This is a genomic window from Candidatus Effluviviaceae Genus I sp., assembly GCA_016867725.1.
Taxonomy (GTDB): domain Bacteria; phylum Joyebacterota; class Joyebacteria; order Joyebacterales; family Joyebacteraceae; genus VGIX01.
On record VGIX01000004.1, the window covers coordinates 1 to 18,617 of the forward strand.

The following is an 18,617-nucleotide window of genomic DNA, read 5'->3' on the forward strand; positions in this document are numbered from 1 at the left end:
CGGGCATGGAGCGGTGCCTGCTGGTCTCCGTGAACGAGCAGCACACGCGCCACGACATCGACTCGCTCGCGTCCGCGCTCGGCGCGCTCATCGCGTCCCGGAGGGCGCCGTGACGGCCCCCGAGCGCCGCGTGCTCGAACCGACGGTGTTCGAGCTCTCGTCCCCCGGTCTTCGGGGCTACCGGCTTCCGCCGCTCGACGTTCCCGAGGCCGACCTCGCGGCCGCGTTCGGCGCGGAGCACCTCCGGCGCGAGCCGCCGGCCCTTCCGGAGCTCACCGAGCCCGAGGTCGTGCGTCACTTCACGAGGCTCGCCGAGCTCAACCACCACGTGGACCGCGCCATCTACCCGCTCGGCTCGTGCACGATGAAGTACAACCCGAAGGTCAACGAGGACCTCGCCGGGCTCCCGGGGTTCGCCCGGCTCCATCCCGACACGGACCCGCGCTTCTGCCAGGGCGCGCTCGCGCTCATGGTGCACCTGTCGGAGCACCTCGCGCGCATCTCGGGGATGGACGAGGTGAGCCTCCAGCCGCCGGCGGGCGCGTCCGGCGAGCTGGCGGGCATGCTCGTCGTGCGCGCGCACCACACGGCCGAGGGCAATCCGCGCCGGAAGGTCGTCGTGCCCGACTCGGCCCACGGCACGAACCCGGCCAGCCTCACGCTCGCCGGATACGAAGCCGTGCAGATCCCCTCGGGCCCGGACGGCCGCATCGACCTGGACGCGCTGGCGAAGGTCACGGACGCCGACACGGCCGCGCTCATGATCACGAACCCCAACACGCTGGGCGTGTTCGAGACGAAGGTCCGGGCGGCCATCGACGTCGTGCACGCGGTCGGAGGCCTCGTGTACCTCGACGGGGCGAACCTCAACGCGACGCTCGGCGTCGTGAGGCCGGGCGACATCGGCTTCGACCTCATGCACTTCAACCTGCACAAGACCTTCTCGACGCCGCACGGCGGGGGCGGCCCGGGCTCGGGGCCTCTCGGCGTCAAGAGCCACCTCGCCCGCTACCTTCCCGTCCCGATGCCCCGCCGCGACGAGGCCAGGTCGCGGGGACTGGAGTACTACCTCGACCACGACCTTCCTCAGTCGATCGGGAAGGTCCAGAGCGCCTTCGGGAACTTCCTCGTGGCGGTGAAGGCGTACGCCTACATCCTCACGCTGGGGCCGGAGGGGCTCCGCCGCGTCGCCGAGAACGCCGTGCTGAACGCCAACTACCTGCAGGCGCGTCTTGCGCCGCACTACGAGCTCCCGTACAGTGGGCACTGCCAGCACGAGTTCGTGCTGTCCGCGTCCCGACAGAAGGAGAAGGGCGTCAGGGCCCTGGACATCGCGAAGAGGCTCCTCGACCACGGCCTCCACGCGCCGACGGTCTACTTCCCGCTCATCGTGAAGGAGGCCCTCATGATCGAGCCGACGGAGACCGAGAGCAGGGCCTCGCTCGACGCGTTCGCCGACGCGATGATCGAGATCGCCGAGGCGGCCGCCGGGGCCCCGGAGTCCGTGACCGCGGCGCCGGAGAACACGCCGGTGTCCCGTCTGGACGAGGCGCGCGCCGCGAAGGACCTCGACGTCGCGTGGAGGGAGCGGTAGCCCGTGGCCGAGCTCCGCTGGACGGCGTGGCCCGCGAGGAGGAGCCCGGTCCGCGCGGCCCTGGCGCTGGGGTTTCTCGCGCTTCTCGGTTGGTTCGTGCAGAGCGCGTTCCACGCGGGCCACTTCACCGTGCTGGCCGTGCTGCTCGTGTGGGGACAGGTCGCGAGCTTCTTCCTTCCGACGCGGTACGCGCTGAGCGACGAGAAGGTCGCCGTCACGGGCCTCGTCGCGAGGAAGGAGAAGGCCTGGTCGGAGTTCCGGAGCTTTCTCGTCGATCGGGAAGGGCTGCTCCTGTCGCCCTTCCCCGGGCGGTCGAGGCTCGAGCGGTTCAGGGGGCTTTCGCTGCAGTTCCACGGGAACCGCGAGGAGGTCGTGGCGTTCGTCGAGCGGCGGATGCCGCGGCCGGAGAACGATGGCGAGCATGTGGGCGATGAGGGGCGGGGCGGACGAGGCGACGCGGGCCGAGCGTGAGGCGCTCATGGACCGGTTCGCGGCGGCGGTCGTCGAGCGCCGCATGGCGGCGCCTGCCATCCTGTTCCTCGAGTCGGTGAAGCCGATCTCGTTCTTGGGGAACCAGGCGCTCGTGTTCTTCCAGCCGATCGTGCAGTCGGTGTTCGACTTCAAGAGCTACGACAAGGTCGTCGCGATCCTCGAGGACAGGGAGAACCTGGAGTACCTCCTCCGCAGGATCGAGGAGCTCGACGGGGCCCGGCAGGGGAAGGCCCGCGAGGAGAGGAAACGGCGCAGGGAGGCGAAGCGGGCGAGGGGCAAGTCCGAGGAAGGTCACGATGGGCACGCTTGAGAACATCCGGGCGATCGTCGCCACGGACTGCGGGAGCACCACCACCAAGGCGATCCTCATCAAGCTCGTGGACGGCGAGTATCGCCTCATCGTGCGCGGCGAGGCGCCGACCACCGTCGAGGCGCCGTTCGAGGACGTGACGAGGGGGGTCCTGAACGCGATCCGCGAGGTCGAGGAGCTGTCGGGCCACACGGTCCTCGACGGCGAGTCGATCGTCCATCCGAACGACGGCGGCGACCGCGGCGTGGACATCTACCTCTCGACGTCGAGCGCCGGCGGCGGGCTCCAGATGATGGTGGCCGGGGTGGTGAAGAGCATGACCGCCGAGAGCGCCGAGCGCGCCGCGCTGGGGGCGGGCGCGATCGTGATGGACGTCCTCGCGTCGAACGACGGCCGCCTGCCGCACCAGCAGATCGAGCGCATCCGCCACCTCCGCCCCGACATGATCCTCCTGTCCGGCGGCATCGACGGCGGGACCGTCACGCACGTCGTCGAGCTGGGGCAGATCATCTCGGCGGCCGACCCGAGGCCGAGGCTCGGTCTCGGCTTCAAGCTTCCCGTCATCTACGCCGGCAACAAAGACGCGCGGCCGGAGGTCGCGAAGCTGCTCGAGCAGAAGACGTCGCTCTTCCAGGTGGAGAACCTGCGGCCCGTCCTCGAGCGCGAGAACCTCGGCCCCGCGCGCGAGAAGATCCACGACCTCTTCATGGAGCACGTCATGGCCCAGGCGCCGGGCTACGACAGGCTCATGGAGTGGACCGACGCGCCCATCATGCCGACGCCGGGCGCGGTCGGTTCGATCATCGAGACCATCGCGAAGCGGCAGAACATCGAGGTGGTGGGCGTGGACATCGGCGGCGCCACCACGGACGTGTTCTCGGTCTTCGAGAACACGTTCAACAGGACGGTCTCGGCGAACCTCGGCATGAGCTACTCGGTCTCGAACGTGCTGGCGGAGACCGGCGTGGACAACGTGATGCGGTGGGTGCCGTTTAGGCTGCCCGAGCTCGAGGTGAGGAACCGCATCAAGAACAAGATGATCCGTCCCACGACGGTGCCGCAGACGCTCGAGGACCTCAAGGTCGAGCAGGCCATCGCGAGGGAGGCGCTCCGCCTCGCGTTCGAGCAGCACAAGTCGTTCGCCGTGAGCCTGAAGGGCGTGCAGCAGGAGCGCACGATTTCGGACGCCTTCAACCAGAGCGCCTCGGGCGGGACGCTCGTCAACATGATGGACCTGGACCTTCTCGTCGGATCGGGCGGCGTGCTCTCGCACGCGCCTCGGCGCCAGCAGGCGGCCATGATGCTGATCGACGGGTTCATGCCCGAGGGCGTCACCAGGCTGGCCGTGGACTCGATCTTCATGATGCCGCAGCTCGGTGTGCTCGCCGAGGTGCACGAGAAGGCCGCGACCGAGGTCTTCGAGAAGGACTGCCTCATTCATCTCGGCACGCTCGTGGCGCCGGTGGGCGCGACGCAGGAAGGGAAGAGCTGTCTCCGGATCGAGGGCACCCTCCCGGGCGGCCGAACGATCGCGGACGACGTGCCGTTCGGCGAGATGCGCGTGATCCCGCTGGCCGCCGGCGAGAGCGCGAGCGTGAAGCTCACGCCGTCGCGTGGGTTCGACGTGGGCGCGGGCCCGGGCCGCGTCGTCGAGGCGACGCTCACCGGCGGCGTCGTCGGGCTCATGCTGGACACGCGGGGACGGCCGTTTAAGCTCCCGTCCGACGAGCACCAGAGGGTCGAGAAGCTCGTGAAGTGGTCGAGGGCCTTCAACGCCTATCCCGAGATCTGAGGTCACGCGAGGAGATCCCGTCATGGCGCACGCATACACACCCGGACTGAGAGTCGCGGCGCTCACGGTCGTCCGCAAGGCGCGGCGCCTGCCCATCAAGGGCGAGGTGCTCGCGAAGAAGGGCGACCGCGTGACGGCGGACGCGGTCGTCGCCCGGACGCATCTGCCGGGGGCCGTGCAGCTCATCAACGTCGCGAGCAAGCTCGGGCTTCCGCCCGAGGACCTGCCGTCCGTGATGGTCAAGAAGGACGGCGACCCCGTGAAGAAGGGCGAGCCGATCGCGACGACGAAGGGGTTCTTCGGCCTGTTCAAGTCGCAGGTGCCGTCGCCGTGCGACGGGACCATGGAGAGCCTCTCGACGGTGACGGGGCAGGTCATCCTCCGCGAGCCTCCGACGCCCATCGAGGTCGACGCCTACGTCGACGGAGAGGTCGTGGACGTGCTTCCCGGTGAGGGCGCCGTCGTCGAGGCGTTCGGGACGTTCGTCCAGGGCATCTTCGGCGTGGGCGGGGAGCGGACGGGGGAGATCAAGGTCATCGTTGCGGGCCCGGGCGACGTCATCGACGAGGGGCGCATCGACGCGTCCCTCAAGGGGAAGATCGCCGTCGGCGGCTCGCACATCACGTGGGGGGCGCTGCAGAAGGCCATGCAGATCGGCGTGAGCGGCATCGTGGTCGGCGGCTTCGACGACCCGGACCTCAGGAGGCTCCTCGGGAAGGACCTCGGCGTGGCCATCACGGGTTCGGAGGACATCGCGACGACCCTCGTCCTCACGGAGGGCTTCGGCGAGATCGCGATGGCCGGATCCACCTTCGAGCTCCTCACGTCGCGGGAGGGCCGGAAGGCGTCGATCAACGGGGCCACGCAGATCCGCGCCGGCGTCATCCGCCCGGAGATCGTCATTCCCATGCCCGACGACAAGGCGTCGGCGGCCGACGCGGTCGCGGGCCACGGCGGCGGTCTCGAGCCGGGCAGTGTCATCCGCGTCATCCGCGAGCCGCACTTCGGGCGGCTCGGCTCCGTCACGGACCTTCCCAACGAACTCCAGGTGATGGAGTCCGAGTCGAAGGTCCGCGTCCTCAGGGTGCGCTTTGACGACGGCAGCGAGGCCATGCTGCCGCGCGCGAACGTGGAGATGATCGAGAGGTGAGGGCGGCCGCGCGGGGGGACATTCCGCTTGACAGCCCCCGGAGCGGCTGGTAGCCTCGCGGGCGTGTTCTGCGGGCGCGCGGTCGGCGCGCCGGGGTCGGTGCGGCGGCTCCGGAAGGAGTGCTCAATGCGCGGTGCCACAGGGTTCTCGCGGCGAACCCGACCGGTCGGAGGGCCGACGATCGTCACGGCGACGCTTGCGGCCCTCTTGTTGTTCCCGGCGGCGCTGCCAGCCCAGGAGCCGGAGGCGCCGGCGCCCGTCGCCGCGATCGCGCCTCCCGCCGGCGTTCTGGCCGTCGATTCGCCGGACGACCGCGGCGGGTCCGTGGACGTCTCGTGGGACCTCTCGCCGGACGACGCCGAAGGACGCGTCCTCTGCTACAGGATCTACCGTTCCGCCCATCCCGACACCGGGTTCGCCCCGGTGGGGCTCGTCGCGCCGGGAGTCAGCCGCTTCCGCGACAGCGCGGCCCCGGACGGGACGCCGCTCCACTACCGCGTGGCCGTCTCCGATGGCGAACGGGAGGTCTTCTCCGCCTCGTTCGGTCCCGTCGAGGCGCTCCCTCAGTGGTTCCACCGAGGCCGCATCACCGTCCTCATCGCGTCGCTCGGGTTCGTCGTCGCCATCGTGTACTTCGTGCGCGCGGCGAAGGCGGGGAAGGACCTCTTCATCAGAAGGCTGGCCGGTCTCGACCACATGGACGACGCCGTCGGCCGCGCGACCGAGATGGGCAAGCCGATCCTGTTCATCTCGGGCCTCTCGACGATCTCCGACGTGGCCACCATCGCCGCGGTGAACATCCTGGGCGAGGTCGCGAAGAAGACGGCGGAGTACAACACGCGCCTCATCGTGCCGTGCGCCGACCCGATCGTGATGGCCGTCGAGCAGGAGGTCGTGAAGGAAGCCTACGCCAAGGTCGGCCGCGTCGACGCGTACAACGAGGACGACGTCTTCTATCTCACGCGAAGCCAGTTCGCCTACGTCGCGGGGGTGAGCGGCATCATGGTGCGCCAGCGCCCGGCGACGATCCTCTACATGGGCATGTTCTACGCCGAGTCGCTCGTGCTCGCGGAGACGGGCGCGTCCGTCGGCTCGATCCAGATCGCGGGCACGGACGCCGTCACGCAGCTTCCGTTCTTCATCACGTCGTGCGACTACACGCTCATCGGGGAGGAGCTGTACGCGGCGAGCGCGTACCTCTCGCGAGAGCCCGTCCTTCTCGGGGGGCTCAAGGGCCAGGACATGACCAAAGCGGCGATCGGCCTTGCGATCGTCCTCGGGGCGATCTCCGCGACGCTGGCCGCGCTCGGGGTGATCCCGTGGGACTTCGTGGCGCGGGTGCTCGTCAACGCCTAGCGGGCGACGAGCTCGGACAGGGGGCCTGACAGCATGCGACGACACGTGCCGCTTGCGCTGTGCTTCATCGCCGGCGTCTTCATGGCCATCCAGTACTTCATCCCGCACCCCTCCGTGCAGGCGTGGTACGAGCGTCTTCTCGCGTGGCTCCAGACGCTGCTCGCGTTCGCGTTCCTCATCGGCACGGTGAGCCTCGTGAGGCTCCACGCCCACAAGATCGGTCACAAGGTGGCCGGTCGAGGCTACAGCTGGGTGCTCTTCGTGGGTCTCGGGCTCATGGTCGGGTTCGGGTTCAAGGGCAGGGCCCCCGGGTCGCCGTTCGACTTCATGTTCCAGAACGTGCAGGTGCCCATTGAGGGCACGATGTTCTCGCTCCTCGCGTTCTACATCGCGTCCGCCGCGTTCCGCGCGTTCCGCGCGAGGACGCTCGAGGCGACGCTCCTTCTCCTTGCCGCGACCATCGTGATGCTGGGCCGCGTGCCGGTCGGCGATCTCCTCCACCGCTCCATCCCCGCCGCCACCGACTGGATCCTGAACGTCCCCAATATGGCGTCGAAGCGGGGCATCATGATCGGCGTCGGGCTCGGGATGATGGCGACGGCGCTCAAGATCATGCTCGGCATCGAGCGCGCGTGGATGGGCGGCACGGACTAGGCACGGCGCGTCGCCGGCGGCACGCGCGGAGGTCTCGATGAACAGGCTCGGCAAGTTCCTCCAGATCGACAGGCGGTGGATCTTCCTCGCGATCCTCATCGCCGTGCTCGCCCCGTTCATCTGGCCGATGGGGCTTCCCATCGTCATCACGAAGCCCGTGCAGGACCTCTACAACGCCGTGGACGCCATCCCGCCGAACGGAGAGCCGCTCTTCATTTCGATCGACTACTCGCCGTCCACGGTGCCCGAGCTCGACCCGATGGCGCTCGCGATCCTCCGCCACGCGTTCTCCAAGGACATCCGCGTGGCCGTGCTGACGCTCGACCCGGCGGGCTACGGCCTCGCCGAGCGCGCTCTCGAGGCGGTCGCGGCGGAGTTCGGGAAGGAGCGGCACAAGGACTACGTCTTCCTCGGCTTCCAGCCCGGCATCTCGGCCGTCGTGCTCGGCATGGGCATCAACATCCGGAACGTCTTCCCCGAGGACGCCTACGGCACGCCGCTCTCCGAGATCCCGATGATGGAGGGGATCCGCAACTACGACCAGATCCCGCTCCTGATCACGCTCTCGGGGACCGCCGTGGTCGAGGCGTGGGTCATCTACGCGCACCAACCCTACGACGCGCAGATCGGCGCGGGCGTGACGGCGGTCATGGCGACCGACTACTATCCGTTCCTCGACACGGGGCAGCTCGTCGGCATGCTGGGCGGCATGCGCGGCGCGGCGGAGTACGAGACGCTCATTGACCGGCACGACGCGGGCGTGAGGGGCATGGACAGCCAGTCCGTCATCCACATCCTGATCATCGTGCTCATCGTGGTCGGGAACATCGCCTACTTCGGATCGAGGAAGCGCGCGCCGGAGACCGCGGGAGGCGACGCGGCAGCCTAGCCGCCGACCCGAGGACAGCGGCCCGGGTGGGGTCCCGGACCGCGGAGGCCTGACATGAACATGACGCTGATCGGCACGACGCTCGCGGCGCTGCTCACGATCGCCGTGTACAGCTTCCTCTACAAGGACAACCCCTTCTACAAGTTCGCCGAGCATCTCGTCGTCGGCGTGTCGGCCGGGTACTACCTCGTCATCTACTACTACAACTTCATTGACCCCACCGTCGTGTCGCCCGTGTTCCGCCTGCGCATCGGCGGTGACGCGATCTTGCTTGGGGGCGTGGACTGGTGGATGGCGCTGATCCCGGGTCTTCTGGGCCTCATCCTGTATGCCAGGTTCTTCCCCAAGATCGGGTGGGTGAGTCGCTGGGCCCTCGGCATCTACGTCGGCGGGTACTCGGGACTGGGGATCGCGCCGGTCATGCAGGCCCGCGTCCTCGATCAGATCCGCGGCGGGGCGCTTCCGGTCCACGCGCTGCACACGGGGCAAGGGTGGACGAATCTCCTCCTGGTCGTGGGGCTCCTCGGCACGCTCACGTACTTCTTCTTCTCCCTCAAGCACAAGGGCGTCCTGGGCGGCCTCGCGCGGATCGGCATCGTGTTCATCATGGTCGGGTTCGGCGCGTCGTTCGGCTACACCGTGATGTCGCGCGTGTCGCTCCTGATCGGCCGGATGAACTTCCTGCTGCACGACTGGCTGCGCATCGTCTGACCGGCGGCGCGGCGACCGGACCGTGAGGCGCGGGGCGGAGTCTCCCGCGAGAGCAGCCCCCCAAGAAGGAACAACGTGAGGATGCGCGCTCTCCTGCCGGCGCTCTCGCTCTCGGTCTCGGTCCTGCTCGCGCTGTTCCCGCCGGCGGGACGAGCGGCGGACGCGCCTCTCTCCGAGGTGGTCCGGGAGACGGCCGCTCCCGCGGCGGTGACGGGGCTGCAGGCCCGCGACTACCTGGACAACAACGACAGGGGCGACAAGATCGAGCTCTCGTGGTGCCTCTCGGCCGACGACGGCGCAGGCGCCCTGAGCGTGCTCGAGTATCGCGTATGGCGCTCGCAGGCGCCCGACGAGCAGGGCGAGCTCGTCGCGACGCTCGAGCCCGGGACGGCCGCGCACGTGGACACGGGCGTGACGCCGGGGGTCGCCTACTACTACCGCGTGGAGGCGTTCGACGGCGCGCTGTCGTCCCCGGCCGCCACCGCCGGTCCGGCCGTCGGGCGCATCAACCTGTTCCAGACCTCGCGTCTTCCCGTGCTCGTACTGTCGCTCGCCTTCTTCGCCATGGTCATCTGGTTCACCCGCCTTGCGGCGCGCGGCACGAACCTCTTCGTGCGGCGCATCCCTGGCTTGAACGCCGTCGAGGAGGCGGTCGGGCGCGCGACGGAGATGGGGCGGCCGGTCCTGTACGTCCCCGGCATCGGGGAGATCGACGACATCCAGACCATCGCGAGCCTGACCATCCTCTCGCACGTCGCGAAGATCGCCGCCGAGTACGAGACCCCGCTCATCGTGCCCACGGCCAGGTCGGTCGTCATGTCGGCGGCCGAAGAGGTCGTCAAGGAGGCCTACGCCGAGGCGGGGCATCCGGACAACTACAACCCCGACAACATCCGCTACCTCTCCGACGCGCAGTTCGCGTTCGCCGGGGCGGTGAGCGGCATCATGATGCGCGAGCGCCCCGCGGCGAACCTGTACCTCGGCGCGTTCTGGGCCGAGTCGCTCCTCTTCGCCGAGACGGGCTTCGAGACGAAGGCGATCCAGGTCGCCGGCACCGCAAACGTGTCGCAGCTTCCGTTCTTCGTGACGGCGTGCGACTACACGCTGCTCGGTGAGGAGCTCTACGCGGCGAGCGCGTATCTGTCCCGCGAGCCGAAGCTCCTCGGGGGGCTTAAGGGCTCCGACTGGATGAAGGTGATCACGATCTGCATCATCGTCGCAGGCGTCGTGCTCACCGCTCTCGGGGTGCCGCAGTTCGGGCGGTGGTTCTTCACGCAGTAGGCCGGGTCGCGACCCCTCCGGGTGAGCGGCCGGGCGAGGCCGACGAGGCGCGCAATGAGGCGAGAGATCCCGCTGGCGATCACCTTTCTCGCGGGCATGTTCATGCTCGTGGACTTCTTCGTCCCGCACCACCGCGTTTCCGCCGCCGGCGAGGAGCTCAAGCAGTGGGGCACGATCGTCATCGCGGCCTCGATCCTGCTCGGCATCGGGAATCTCATCAGGGTCCACTCGAAGAAGATCGCGCGGAGGCAGTCCGGCTGGGGGTTCAGCCTCGTCTGCCTTTCGGTCATGGCGGTGATGCTGTGGTTCGGCATGTGGCCGGGCGCGAAGCTGGGGCCCAACCCGCTCGTGGGGTCCATCGCCCAGGGCAGCTACTTCAACTGGATGTACCTGAACATGGACGTTCCGCTGCAGGGCACCATGTTCTCGCTCCTGGCGTTCTTCATCGCGTCGGCCGCCTACAGGGCGTTCCGCCTGCGCTCGCCCGAGGCGAGCCTCCTTCTCATCTCGGCGATCGTCGTCATGCTCGGCCGCGTGCCGCTCGGGCAGCTCCTCACGAAGGGCCTGCCTGAGAAGGCCACGCTTCCGTGGCTGACCGAGGCGATCATGACGTATCCGAACATGGCGGCGTTCCGCGGGATCCTCATGGGGGCGGCGCTTGGAGTGATGGCGATGGGCCTTCGGATCATCCTGGGCATCGAGCGGTCCTATCTCGGCGGGGAGAAGTGACGGTGGCGGGCTTCGACCTCAGGCAGATCGACAGGCGCGTGATCTTCACCCTGATCTTCGTCGTCGTGGCGTGGCCGCTCCTCCGCCCGATGCGCCTGCCGATGGACGTCACGCCGCCGGTCCAGCGGCTCTACGAGGCCGTCGAGGCCGTCCCGCCGGGCTCGATCGTGATGCTCGCCGGGGACTACAGTCCCGACACGATGCCCGAGCTGCAGCCGATGGTCATCTCCTTCGTGCGCCACGCGTTCCGCCGCGATCTCAAGATCGTGACGACCAGCCTCTGGGCCAACTCGCCTCCGCTCATCGAGGACGCGCTGGCTCCGCTGGCCGCGGAGTTCGGGAAGACCTACGGCGTGGACTTCGTCAACCTCGGGTACATGGCGGGAGGGACGGTGACGCTCCTCGGGATGGGCGCAAGCATCCCCAACACGTTCCCGCAGGACTACTACGGGACGCCGGTCGCCGGCCTTCCCCTCATGCGCGAGGTCACGAACTTCGATGACATCGCGCTCGTCATGAACGTCTCGTCCGGGACGCCGGGCACCCGGGAGTGGGTCCAGCAGGTGCAGGGGAGGTACCGCGTCCGTCTGGCGTCGGGGACGACGGCCGTGGCGGCCCCTCCGTTCTACCCGTACGTGCAAAGCGGTCAGCTCGTCGGGCTTCTGGGCGGGCTCAAGGGCGCCGCCGAGTACGAGATGCTCGTCGACGCGCCCGGCGACGCCGTGCGCGGCATGGACGCGCAGTCCATCGTCCACGCGCTCATCGTGTTCTTCATTCTGCTCGGCAACGTGGCCTACTTCGCGGAGCGGCGCGCCCAGCGGGCGCGGGGCGGCGCGGCACAGCGCGAGGTGACAGCGTGAACTGGCTTCAAGAGCTCTTCACGGGCGCTCCGGGGACGCCGCCGTCGGCCGTGTGGGGGACGTGGGTCGCGGGGCTGCTCACGCTCGCCATCTACAGCTTCTTGTACAAGGACAACCCCGTGTACCGGTTCGCGGAGAGCCTGTTCGTGGGCGTCGGGGCCGCCTACTGGCTCGCGATCCTCTACCACAACACGCTCGTGCCGAAGCTCTTCGTGCCTCTCTTCTTCCCTCCCGAGGGGCAGCCGGTGCTCTGGTACCGCGTGTTCCCTGGCGTGCTGGCGGCGTTCATGCTGCTTCGCTTCTTCCCGAAGCTCTCGTGGCTCTCGCGGTGGTCGCTGGGATTCGTCGTGGGGATGTACGCCGCCGTCAACACGACCGGCTTCGCGCAGGGCGACCTCGTGGCGCAGATCCACGCGACGGTGACGACCCCGCTCACGAGCGGCGGGGGGCTCGTCATCGCGCTCAACGCGGCGGCCATCGTCGGCGTGATCGCGACGCTCATCTACTTCTTCTTCTCGAAGGAGCACCGCGGCCCCGTCGGCGCGGCGGCGCGGTTGGGCATCTGGTTCCTCATGGTCGCGTTCGGTGCTTCGTTCGGCTACACCGTGATGGGACGCGTGTCGCTTCTCATCGGGCGCATGACGTTCCTTCTGCGGGACTGGCTCCACCTGATGCAGTAGCGGTCCCGCGCCCTGTGACCCGGCGACCGGCCCCCCCGGCCGCGAACGGCGGCGAGCGATCCCGAAGGTCATGCCCGTCTGGCGCTTCCTCAACACGGGACTGCGCGACGGCGCCACGAACATGGCGCTGGACGAAGCGCTTCTCATCGGCGCGGGCCGCGGAGCGTCGCCCCCGACCGTGCGCGTGTTCGGCTGGTCGCCGCCGACCGTCTCGCTCGGGCACTCGCAGGATCCTGCGGCGGAGCTCGACCTCGCGGCGTGCGACCGGGCGGGCGTCGGCGTCGTGAGACGACCGACCGGCGGGCGCGCGGTGTTCCACGCCGGCGAGCTCACCTACTCGGTGGTGGGTCCGTCGGGGACGCCCCCGCTCGGGCGCTCCATCAGGGAGACCTACCGGGTCATCGGCGAGGCCATCGTGGCCGGCCTGTCGCTCCTCGGCGTAAGGGCGTCCCTGGAGGAGACCGGGACCGACCCGGGCCTGCGGCGCGGCGGCGCAAGCCCGCCCTGTTTCGTGAGTTCGGGGCGCTACGAAGTGGTGCTGGGGCGCCGCAAGCTCGTGGGGAGCGCGCAGCGCCGCGCGGGACGGGCGGTTCTGCAGCACGGCTCCGTGCTCATGGACATGCGGCACGCCGACCTGGCCGAGCTCCTTGCGTCGCTCACGGGGGAGGAGCGGGCCGCGGTGAGGCGCTCGCTCGTCGAGAGGACGACGACGCTCGAGAGCGCGGTCGGCCGTCCCGTCGGCTTCGACGCGGTGGCCGACGCGATGCGCCGCGGGTTCGAGGCGGCGTGGGGCGTGAAGCTGGCTGAGGGGTCCCTCACGAGTGCCGAGCAGTCGCTCGCGTCGGAGCTCGCAAGACGATACGCGATACGGCGTTAGACTGGGAAAAAGGCAGTTGACAGGGGCAACAACGGGATGTACGATGCGGAGGTGGAGGGAAGAGCGACCGACCCCTCGCCCCGCCGGGGCGACGCGGCGGCCATTTTCTTGTCATACAGCCGCGGGGAGATTGGGGAAACCATGAAGGCGGCAAGCTTGACATCGTTGTCTCATGCGCGCGGCGTGGGCATGGTGGCGGTGTTGCTCGTGATCGCAATGCTCGCGGTGACCGCCACGGCTCAGGGGCCGACCGGCAAGATCGCGGGCCGCGTCACGGACGCGGACACCGGCAAACCCCTGGCCTTCGCCAACGTCTCAGTCCTGGGGACGCCCTACGGGAACATCACGAACCAGAACGGCGAGTACGTCATCGACTTCGTGCCGGCGGGGAGCTACGTGGTCCAGGCGTCCTACATGGGCTACGCGACCAAGCGCTCCGACTCCGTGACCGTGACGGCGAACAGAACCGAGCAGGTGAACTTCAGCCTCAAGTCCGACGTGCTCCAGGCCGACGAGGTGCTCGTCGAGGCCGAGCGGCCCATGATCGAGACGGAGAAGACCTCGACGGCGCGGCGGATGGGGCAGGAAGAGGTGAAGATCCGCTCGATCAGCACGGTCGAGGAGGCGATCGCGACGCAGCCGGGCGTCGTGCTTCACGGGGGGCAGATCCACGTCAGGGGCGGACGGGCGAGCGAAGTGAAGATGTACGTTGACGGCATCGCGATCACGGATGCCGCGAGCGGCACAGGCAACCTCGAGGTGAGCCTTTCGTCGCTGTCCGAGTTCGAGCTCCTGTCGGGCGGGTTCGACGCCGAGTACGGAAACGTGCAGTCCGGCGTCATCAACCTGCAGACGCGAGAGGGCGGCAGGGACTTCTCCGGCGAGATCACCTACACGACCGACGACTACGGGGCGCCCGAGAAGACGTACAACAACTACGACAACCTGCAGTTCGGACTCGGCGGGCCGCTGTTCTCGGAGAACCTGCGCTACTACGTCTCCGGGGAGGGGCGCTTCACCGACACGTACCTCCCGTCGTCGAGGACCCGCGAGACGCGCGATATCTACGGGAAGCTCTTCGGGCTCAGGGTGCGCGACCGTCAGAACATGATGGGGTCGGGCCAGGCGAAGATCTCGTACATCGCGTCGCCGACGCGCAAGCTGACCGGGGAGTTCCTCTACTCCAGCTCCATGAACGACTTCTACTTCCACAGCTACTCGAGAACCGGCTACTGGTCGCAGGAGCGCGTGGACTGGTCGCACGCGCGGCTCGACTCCACCTACCGGTACTACAATGCGGCGGATCACACGCCCACGCAGCGCACGGCGTTCTCCACGCAGAAGCTCGTCTGGCGCGACAACGTGAGCGCGACGACGTTCTACACGGTCAAGCTCGCACGCTTCGACTCGGACGAGCGGTACTGGAGGTACGAGGACCCGAACGACTACTGGTGGCAGGCCTACGTCGGAGGCAAGCGGACCCTGGACAGGGACTCCGACAACGACCTCAACCTCGAGCCAGGCTACTACAGAACGTGGGGCGACAACCTCGCTTGGCAGCGCGAGCAGACGAGCACGACCACGTTCAAGACGGACATCACGAACCAGCGCAGCGACACGCACCAGGCGAAGGCGGGGCTCGAGTTCGTCTATCACGAGCTCGACGTGAAGCAGCTCTCGCTGGGAAGCCTGATCCCGTCCGCGGGCGACACGCTGCGGGAGGGCTTCAGGTTCTTCGACTGGGACCGCGCACTGGACACGAACGAGCGCAACCAGCACAACATCTACACGGGCTTCCCGGCGCACGGTGCCCTCTACCTGCAGGACAGGATGCGCTACGAGGGCATGATCGTCAGGGGCGGGCTCAGGCTCGACTGGGCTGATCCGGGCCCCGCGGCGGGGATCGGCGAGAGCGGGATCTGGCGCGAGAGGATCAAGGCGGTCGTGAGCCCGCGCGTCGGCATCGCGCACCCCATCTCGGAGCGACAGGCCCTTCACTTCCATTACGGGCGGTTCTACCAGATGCCGCACCTGACCGCCTACTACGCGGCGGGCGAGGATCTTGAGAAGGCCTCCGCGGGAAGGGTGGTCGGGTACTCGGGTCTCGAGCCGGAGGTGACGACGTCCTACCAGTTCGGCGCCGAGCACCAGTTCACGCAGAACGTGGCGATGGACATCACGGGCTTCTACAAGGACATCTTCGGTCTGCTGGCGACCGAGAAGTACGAGCGCGACCCGACGGTGGGCGACGTCTACACGTACGTGAACAAGGACTACGCCTCGGTGAAGGGCATCGAGTTCAAGCTGAACAAGCGGTTCTCGAACTTCTTCTCGGGCAACGTCACCTACACGTGGCTGAGGGCGACGGGCGTGAGCTCGGACGAGAACCAGGGGGCGCGGTCGGAGGCGCTCGGGCTCCCGCGGCAGCCGCTCAAGGAGATCCCTCTCAACTGGGACGAGCGCAACACGATCACGGGGTTCCTGTTCGTGAGCGACCCGGGCAACTGGGAGGTCACGTTCGACTACAACTACGGAAGCGGGACGCCCTACACGCCCGTGGTGCTCGGTCAGAAGGAGATCGACCCGGAGAGCGTGAACTCAGGCAGGCTCCCGTCGCACCAGATGCTCAACATCAAGGGCACCAAGAAGTACAGGCTCTACGGGGAGGAGTTCAGGCTGTTCTTCCAGGCGCTGAACGTCTTCGACAAGAAGAACGTCCTCGGGCTCGGGACCTACGGCGCCGAGTACTACACGATGACGGGCAATCTGGGCGGCGCGTACGTCGAGACCGACGCCTCAGGTCGCGAGACGCTTGAGCCTCTCAACGATCCGTCCGTGTTCGCCGAGGGCCGCTGCATCCGCGTCGGCGTGGCGGTCGACTGGTAGAGGTCTTCTGGGACGGCCGCGCGCCCGGCGCCCAGCGCCGGGGCGTGGGGGGATTCCCGCACGGAGGTTCTTGATGGTTCTCCGCTGGAGGGGAAGGCTTGACGGAGGCGCTCCCGGTCGGGTGGGGCGCCTTCTGGCAGGAACGCTCCTGCTCATCTGTCTGACCTCGCTCCTGCTCGGCATGCCGGGCCGCGTCGGCGCCAGGATGGACGACTCCGACCAGGAGCGCTACGAGGCCACGCTCAACACGCTGCAGTCCAGGGTGTACACGCTCTATGGGTGGTACCACAGCGTCGGGCAGGTCCTGCTTCACGTCAGCAACCTCAGCTTCTTCGGGCGGTTCGGCGTGGACCTCAACAACCCCTCGTGCGAGTGGCCCGCCGGGAGCAACCACGAGTACATCTATGCCGCCGGCCTGTGGGTGGGCGGCATCGTGAACGACCACGAAACGGGGCTCCGTGACACGCTCGTCTCGGCGGCGGTGTACCAGGTCGAGTTCCGTCCGAACCGCCAGGACCTCCTCGAGACCATCTACGAATCCTGGGAGGGTGCCGCGAACAGCACCCGCCTCTACGACGACGACGGCGACTGCAACGACCATATCTTCAACGCCCAGCGGCCCTTCGAGTGGTTCGACGAGGACCCATACGACGCCCGAGACAACGACGGCGACGGGCTCATCGACGAGGACTACGCCGCGATCTCGCAGCAGATGTTCCGGTGCCTGTACGAGGATACCTACGAGGACGACGTCAACGACAACGCATCCCCGGGCGACCAGCACAAGAGCCTGGGGCTCAGGGTCATCCAGGAGAGCTACCAGTGGACCAGCCCGACGACGGATGACTTCGCGGGCATCGACTTCAAGGTCATCAACATCGGGCGGGACACCATCCGGATGGCCTACGTTGGCTTCATGGTCGACGCCGACGCCGGGCCTGACAACAACGACCTCCTCTACTGGCAGGACGACCGGGGCGGCTTCCTCGATACCCTCTTCGTCTCGCCGAATCCGAACAACCCGGCGCTGAACGACACGCTCGCCATCACGCTGGGCTATCTGTACGACGATCCCTACGGCACGGACGGCAACGAAGCCAAGGGCTACATCGGGTGCATGTTCCTCGGGCACCCGACGGTGGACCCGCGCAGCGTGCCGCCCGGCACCCTGCCGCCGGCGCCGACGGAGGTCCGCGTGCACGCCTTCAAGATCTGGTCGAGCGGCGCCGAGGACCCGGACAACGACGTCGAGCGTTACCGGATGCTCCGCGGCCGGGTGGACTTCCCGCAGCACGACGGCATCGACAACGACTTCGACGGAGACACCGACGACCCGGACGAGTGGCTCGTCAACATCGACCGAAGGGCGACGCCCCCGGCCGACTGGCGTTTCATGCTGTCCGCCGGGCCGTTCATGGAGATCCTGCCGGGGGACACCCTGTCCTTCCAGTACGCCTTCGTGCTCGGGCTGGGCCTTCAGGGCATGCTCGAGAACGCCGCCACGGCGCAGCAGGTGTACAACGGGATCACGCAGACCTTCCCGCGCTGCGACGGGCAGCCGGAGAGCCTCTCGATCCACTGGGTGGCCGACACGCCGCCGCCGCCGCCGTACCAGGAGATCACGGCGGGCGACCGGTTCGTCCGCATCGAGTGGGACGACTACCCCGAGGAGATCCCGGATCCCCTCACGCGCGTGAAGGACTTCTACGGGTACCAGATCTGGAAAGCGGTCGGCTGGACGCGGGAGTCGCAGGAGCCCCGCGACAGGGACTGGCAGCTGGTCCTGGACATCGACAAGAGCCACGGCGGGGAGGAGCTTCTGCAGTGGGACACCGGGCTCGAGGGGATCGGCAAGTACTGCTTCGTGGACTCGCTCGTCAAGAACGGGTTCTCCTACTGGTACTCGGTGACGGCCTACGACAGCACGGCCGAGGGATACCACTTCGGCAAGTATACGCAGAACAAGACGCTCATCGTGCCTCACTCGGCGACGAGCGCCAGTCTGGACGGGGTGATCGTCGTTCCTAACCCGTACGTGCGCCACAGGTACATCTCGAGGTGGAACCTCGACCCGGACGAGACCGATCCGACGGGCGAGAGGATCTGCTTCCAGAACCTCCCGCGCGGGGCCATTGTCCGCATCTACACGCTGGGAGGAGAGCTGGTCACGACCTCGGGAGCGAACAACGTCCACTTCCGCTACGATCCTGAGCTGACGGGCGGTGACGCGTGCTGGGACCTCGTGTCCAGGAACGACCAGATCATCGTGAGCGGCGTGTACCTGTACCAGGTTGACTCGCCGGCCGGGCAGAAGACCGGGAAGTTCGTGATCATCAAGTGACGCCGGGCCGCTGTT

The 18,617-nt window shown here is 68.2% G+C and carries 16 protein-coding genes; all 16 read left to right on the forward strand.

The features are described from left to right. Positions 1–130: 130 nt before the first annotated feature. The 16 genes from gcvPB to FJY74_02215 all read left to right on the forward strand — a co-directional run bounded on the left by gcvPB (position 131) and on the right by FJY74_02215 (position 18,602). On the forward strand, positions 131–1,594 hold the full coding sequence (gcvPB, locus tag FJY74_02140) for an aminomethyl-transferring glycine dehydrogenase subunit GcvPB (GenBank protein MBM3307107.1): 1,464 nt from the start codon (positions 131–133) through the stop codon (positions 1,592–1,594). Between the two features lie 3 nt (positions 1,595–1,597). Then, the gene (locus tag FJY74_02145; protein ID MBM3307108.1) at positions 1,598–2,065 is read left to right on the forward strand and encodes a hypothetical protein; all 468 of its coding nucleotides are present in this window, start codon (positions 1,598–1,600) and stop codon (positions 2,063–2,065) included. After that, complete coding sequence (locus tag FJY74_02150; protein MBM3307109.1) at positions 2,016–2,396, forward strand: hypothetical protein; 381 nt, start codon at positions 2,016–2,018, stop codon at positions 2,394–2,396. Before FJY74_02145 ends, FJY74_02150 begins: the two co-directional genes overlap by 50 nt. Beyond that, positions 2,383–4,188: a glutamate mutase L gene (locus tag FJY74_02155; GenBank protein ID MBM3307110.1), complete on the forward strand. Its 1,806-nt coding sequence runs from the start codon at positions 2,383–2,385 to the stop codon at positions 4,186–4,188. Before FJY74_02150 ends, FJY74_02155 begins: the two co-directional genes overlap by 14 nt. A gap of 22 nt (positions 4,189–4,210) precedes the next feature. After that, positions 4,211–5,338, forward strand: a complete 1,128-nt coding sequence (locus FJY74_02160; GenBank protein MBM3307111.1) for a hypothetical protein — start codon at positions 4,211–4,213, stop codon at positions 5,336–5,338. A gap of 126 nt (positions 5,339–5,464) precedes the next feature. Further along, positions 5,465–6,694: a hypothetical protein gene (locus FJY74_02165; protein MBM3307112.1), complete on the forward strand. Its 1,230-nt coding sequence runs from the start codon at positions 5,465–5,467 to the stop codon at positions 6,692–6,694. 33 nt (positions 6,695–6,727) lie between these two features. Beyond that, a complete protein-coding gene (locus FJY74_02170) occupies positions 6,728–7,348 on the forward strand; it encodes a hypothetical protein (GenBank protein MBM3307113.1) in 621 nt (206 codons plus the stop codon). A 37-nt stretch (positions 7,349–7,385) separates the two neighbouring features. Beyond that, the gene (locus tag FJY74_02175) at positions 7,386–8,237 is read left to right on the forward strand and encodes a hypothetical protein (protein ID MBM3307114.1); all 852 of its coding nucleotides are present in this window, start codon (positions 7,386–7,388) and stop codon (positions 8,235–8,237) included. Between the two features lie 54 nt (positions 8,238–8,291). Further along, on the forward strand, positions 8,292–8,948 hold the full coding sequence (locus tag FJY74_02180; protein MBM3307115.1) for a hypothetical protein: 657 nt from the start codon (positions 8,292–8,294) through the stop codon (positions 8,946–8,948). A gap of 75 nt (positions 8,949–9,023) precedes the next feature. Beyond that, positions 9,024–10,229, forward strand: a complete 1,206-nt coding sequence (locus tag FJY74_02185) for a fibronectin type III domain-containing protein (protein MBM3307116.1) — start codon at positions 9,024–9,026, stop codon at positions 10,227–10,229. Between the two features lie 54 nt (positions 10,230–10,283). Further along, positions 10,284–10,958 carry a hypothetical protein gene (locus FJY74_02190; GenBank protein ID MBM3307117.1) on the forward strand — a complete coding sequence of 225 codons (675 nt, stop codon included), beginning with the start codon at positions 10,284–10,286 and terminating at the stop codon, positions 10,956–10,958. 2 nt (positions 10,959–10,960) lie between these two features. Then, positions 10,961–11,818 (forward strand): hypothetical protein, encoded by an 858-nt coding sequence (locus tag FJY74_02195; GenBank protein MBM3307118.1) that lies wholly within the window; start codon positions 10,961–10,963, stop codon positions 11,816–11,818. Then, positions 11,815–12,498: a hypothetical protein gene (locus FJY74_02200; GenBank protein MBM3307119.1), complete on the forward strand. Its 684-nt coding sequence runs from the start codon at positions 11,815–11,817 to the stop codon at positions 12,496–12,498. The genes FJY74_02195 and FJY74_02200 overlap by 4 nt, the downstream gene beginning before the upstream one ends. A 70-nt stretch (positions 12,499–12,568) precedes the next feature. Continuing rightward, positions 12,569–13,375: a lipoate--protein ligase family protein gene (locus FJY74_02205; GenBank protein MBM3307120.1), complete on the forward strand. Its 807-nt coding sequence runs from the start codon at positions 12,569–12,571 to the stop codon at positions 13,373–13,375. Between the two features lie 156 nt (positions 13,376–13,531). Continuing rightward, positions 13,532–16,261, forward strand: a complete 2,730-nt coding sequence (locus tag FJY74_02210) for a TonB-dependent receptor (GenBank protein MBM3307121.1) — start codon at positions 13,532–13,534, stop codon at positions 16,259–16,261. Between the two features lie 73 nt (positions 16,262–16,334). Next, positions 16,335–18,602, forward strand: coding sequence for a hypothetical protein (locus tag FJY74_02215; protein ID MBM3307122.1), 2,268 nt, complete (start codon positions 16,335–16,337; stop codon positions 18,600–18,602). Positions 18,603–18,617: the final 15 nt, after the last annotated feature.

Excerpts from the sequence above, each read along its gene's own strand:
- FJY74_02215 (MBM3307122.1), top strand. The coding sequence starts at position 16,335 with ATGGTTCTCCGCTGGAGGGGAAGGCTTGACGGAGGCGCTCCCGGTCGG.
- FJY74_02155 (MBM3307110.1), top strand. The coding sequence starts at position 2,383 with ATGGGCACGCTTGAGAACATCCGGGCGATCGTCGCCACGGACTGCGGG.
- FJY74_02160 (MBM3307111.1), top strand. The coding sequence starts at position 4,211 with ATGGCGCACGCATACACACCCGGACTGAGAGTCGCGGCGCTCACGGTC.
- FJY74_02170 (MBM3307113.1), top strand. The coding sequence starts at position 6,728 with ATGCGACGACACGTGCCGCTTGCGCTGTGCTTCATCGCCGGCGTCTTC.
- FJY74_02205 (MBM3307120.1), top strand. The coding sequence starts at position 12,569 with ATGCCCGTCTGGCGCTTCCTCAACACGGGACTGCGCGACGGCGCCACG.
- FJY74_02180 (MBM3307115.1), top strand. The coding sequence starts at position 8,292 with ATGAACATGACGCTGATCGGCACGACGCTCGCGGCGCTGCTCACGATC.
- FJY74_02150 (MBM3307109.1), top strand. The coding sequence starts at position 2,016 with ATGTGGGCGATGAGGGGCGGGGCGGACGAGGCGACGCGGGCCGAGCGT.
- FJY74_02190 (MBM3307117.1), top strand. The coding sequence starts at position 10,284 with ATGAGGCGAGAGATCCCGCTGGCGATCACCTTTCTCGCGGGCATGTTC.
- FJY74_02175 (MBM3307114.1), top strand. The coding sequence starts at position 7,386 with ATGAACAGGCTCGGCAAGTTCCTCCAGATCGACAGGCGGTGGATCTTC.
- FJY74_02165 (MBM3307112.1), top strand. The coding sequence starts at position 5,465 with ATGCGCGGTGCCACAGGGTTCTCGCGGCGAACCCGACCGGTCGGAGGG.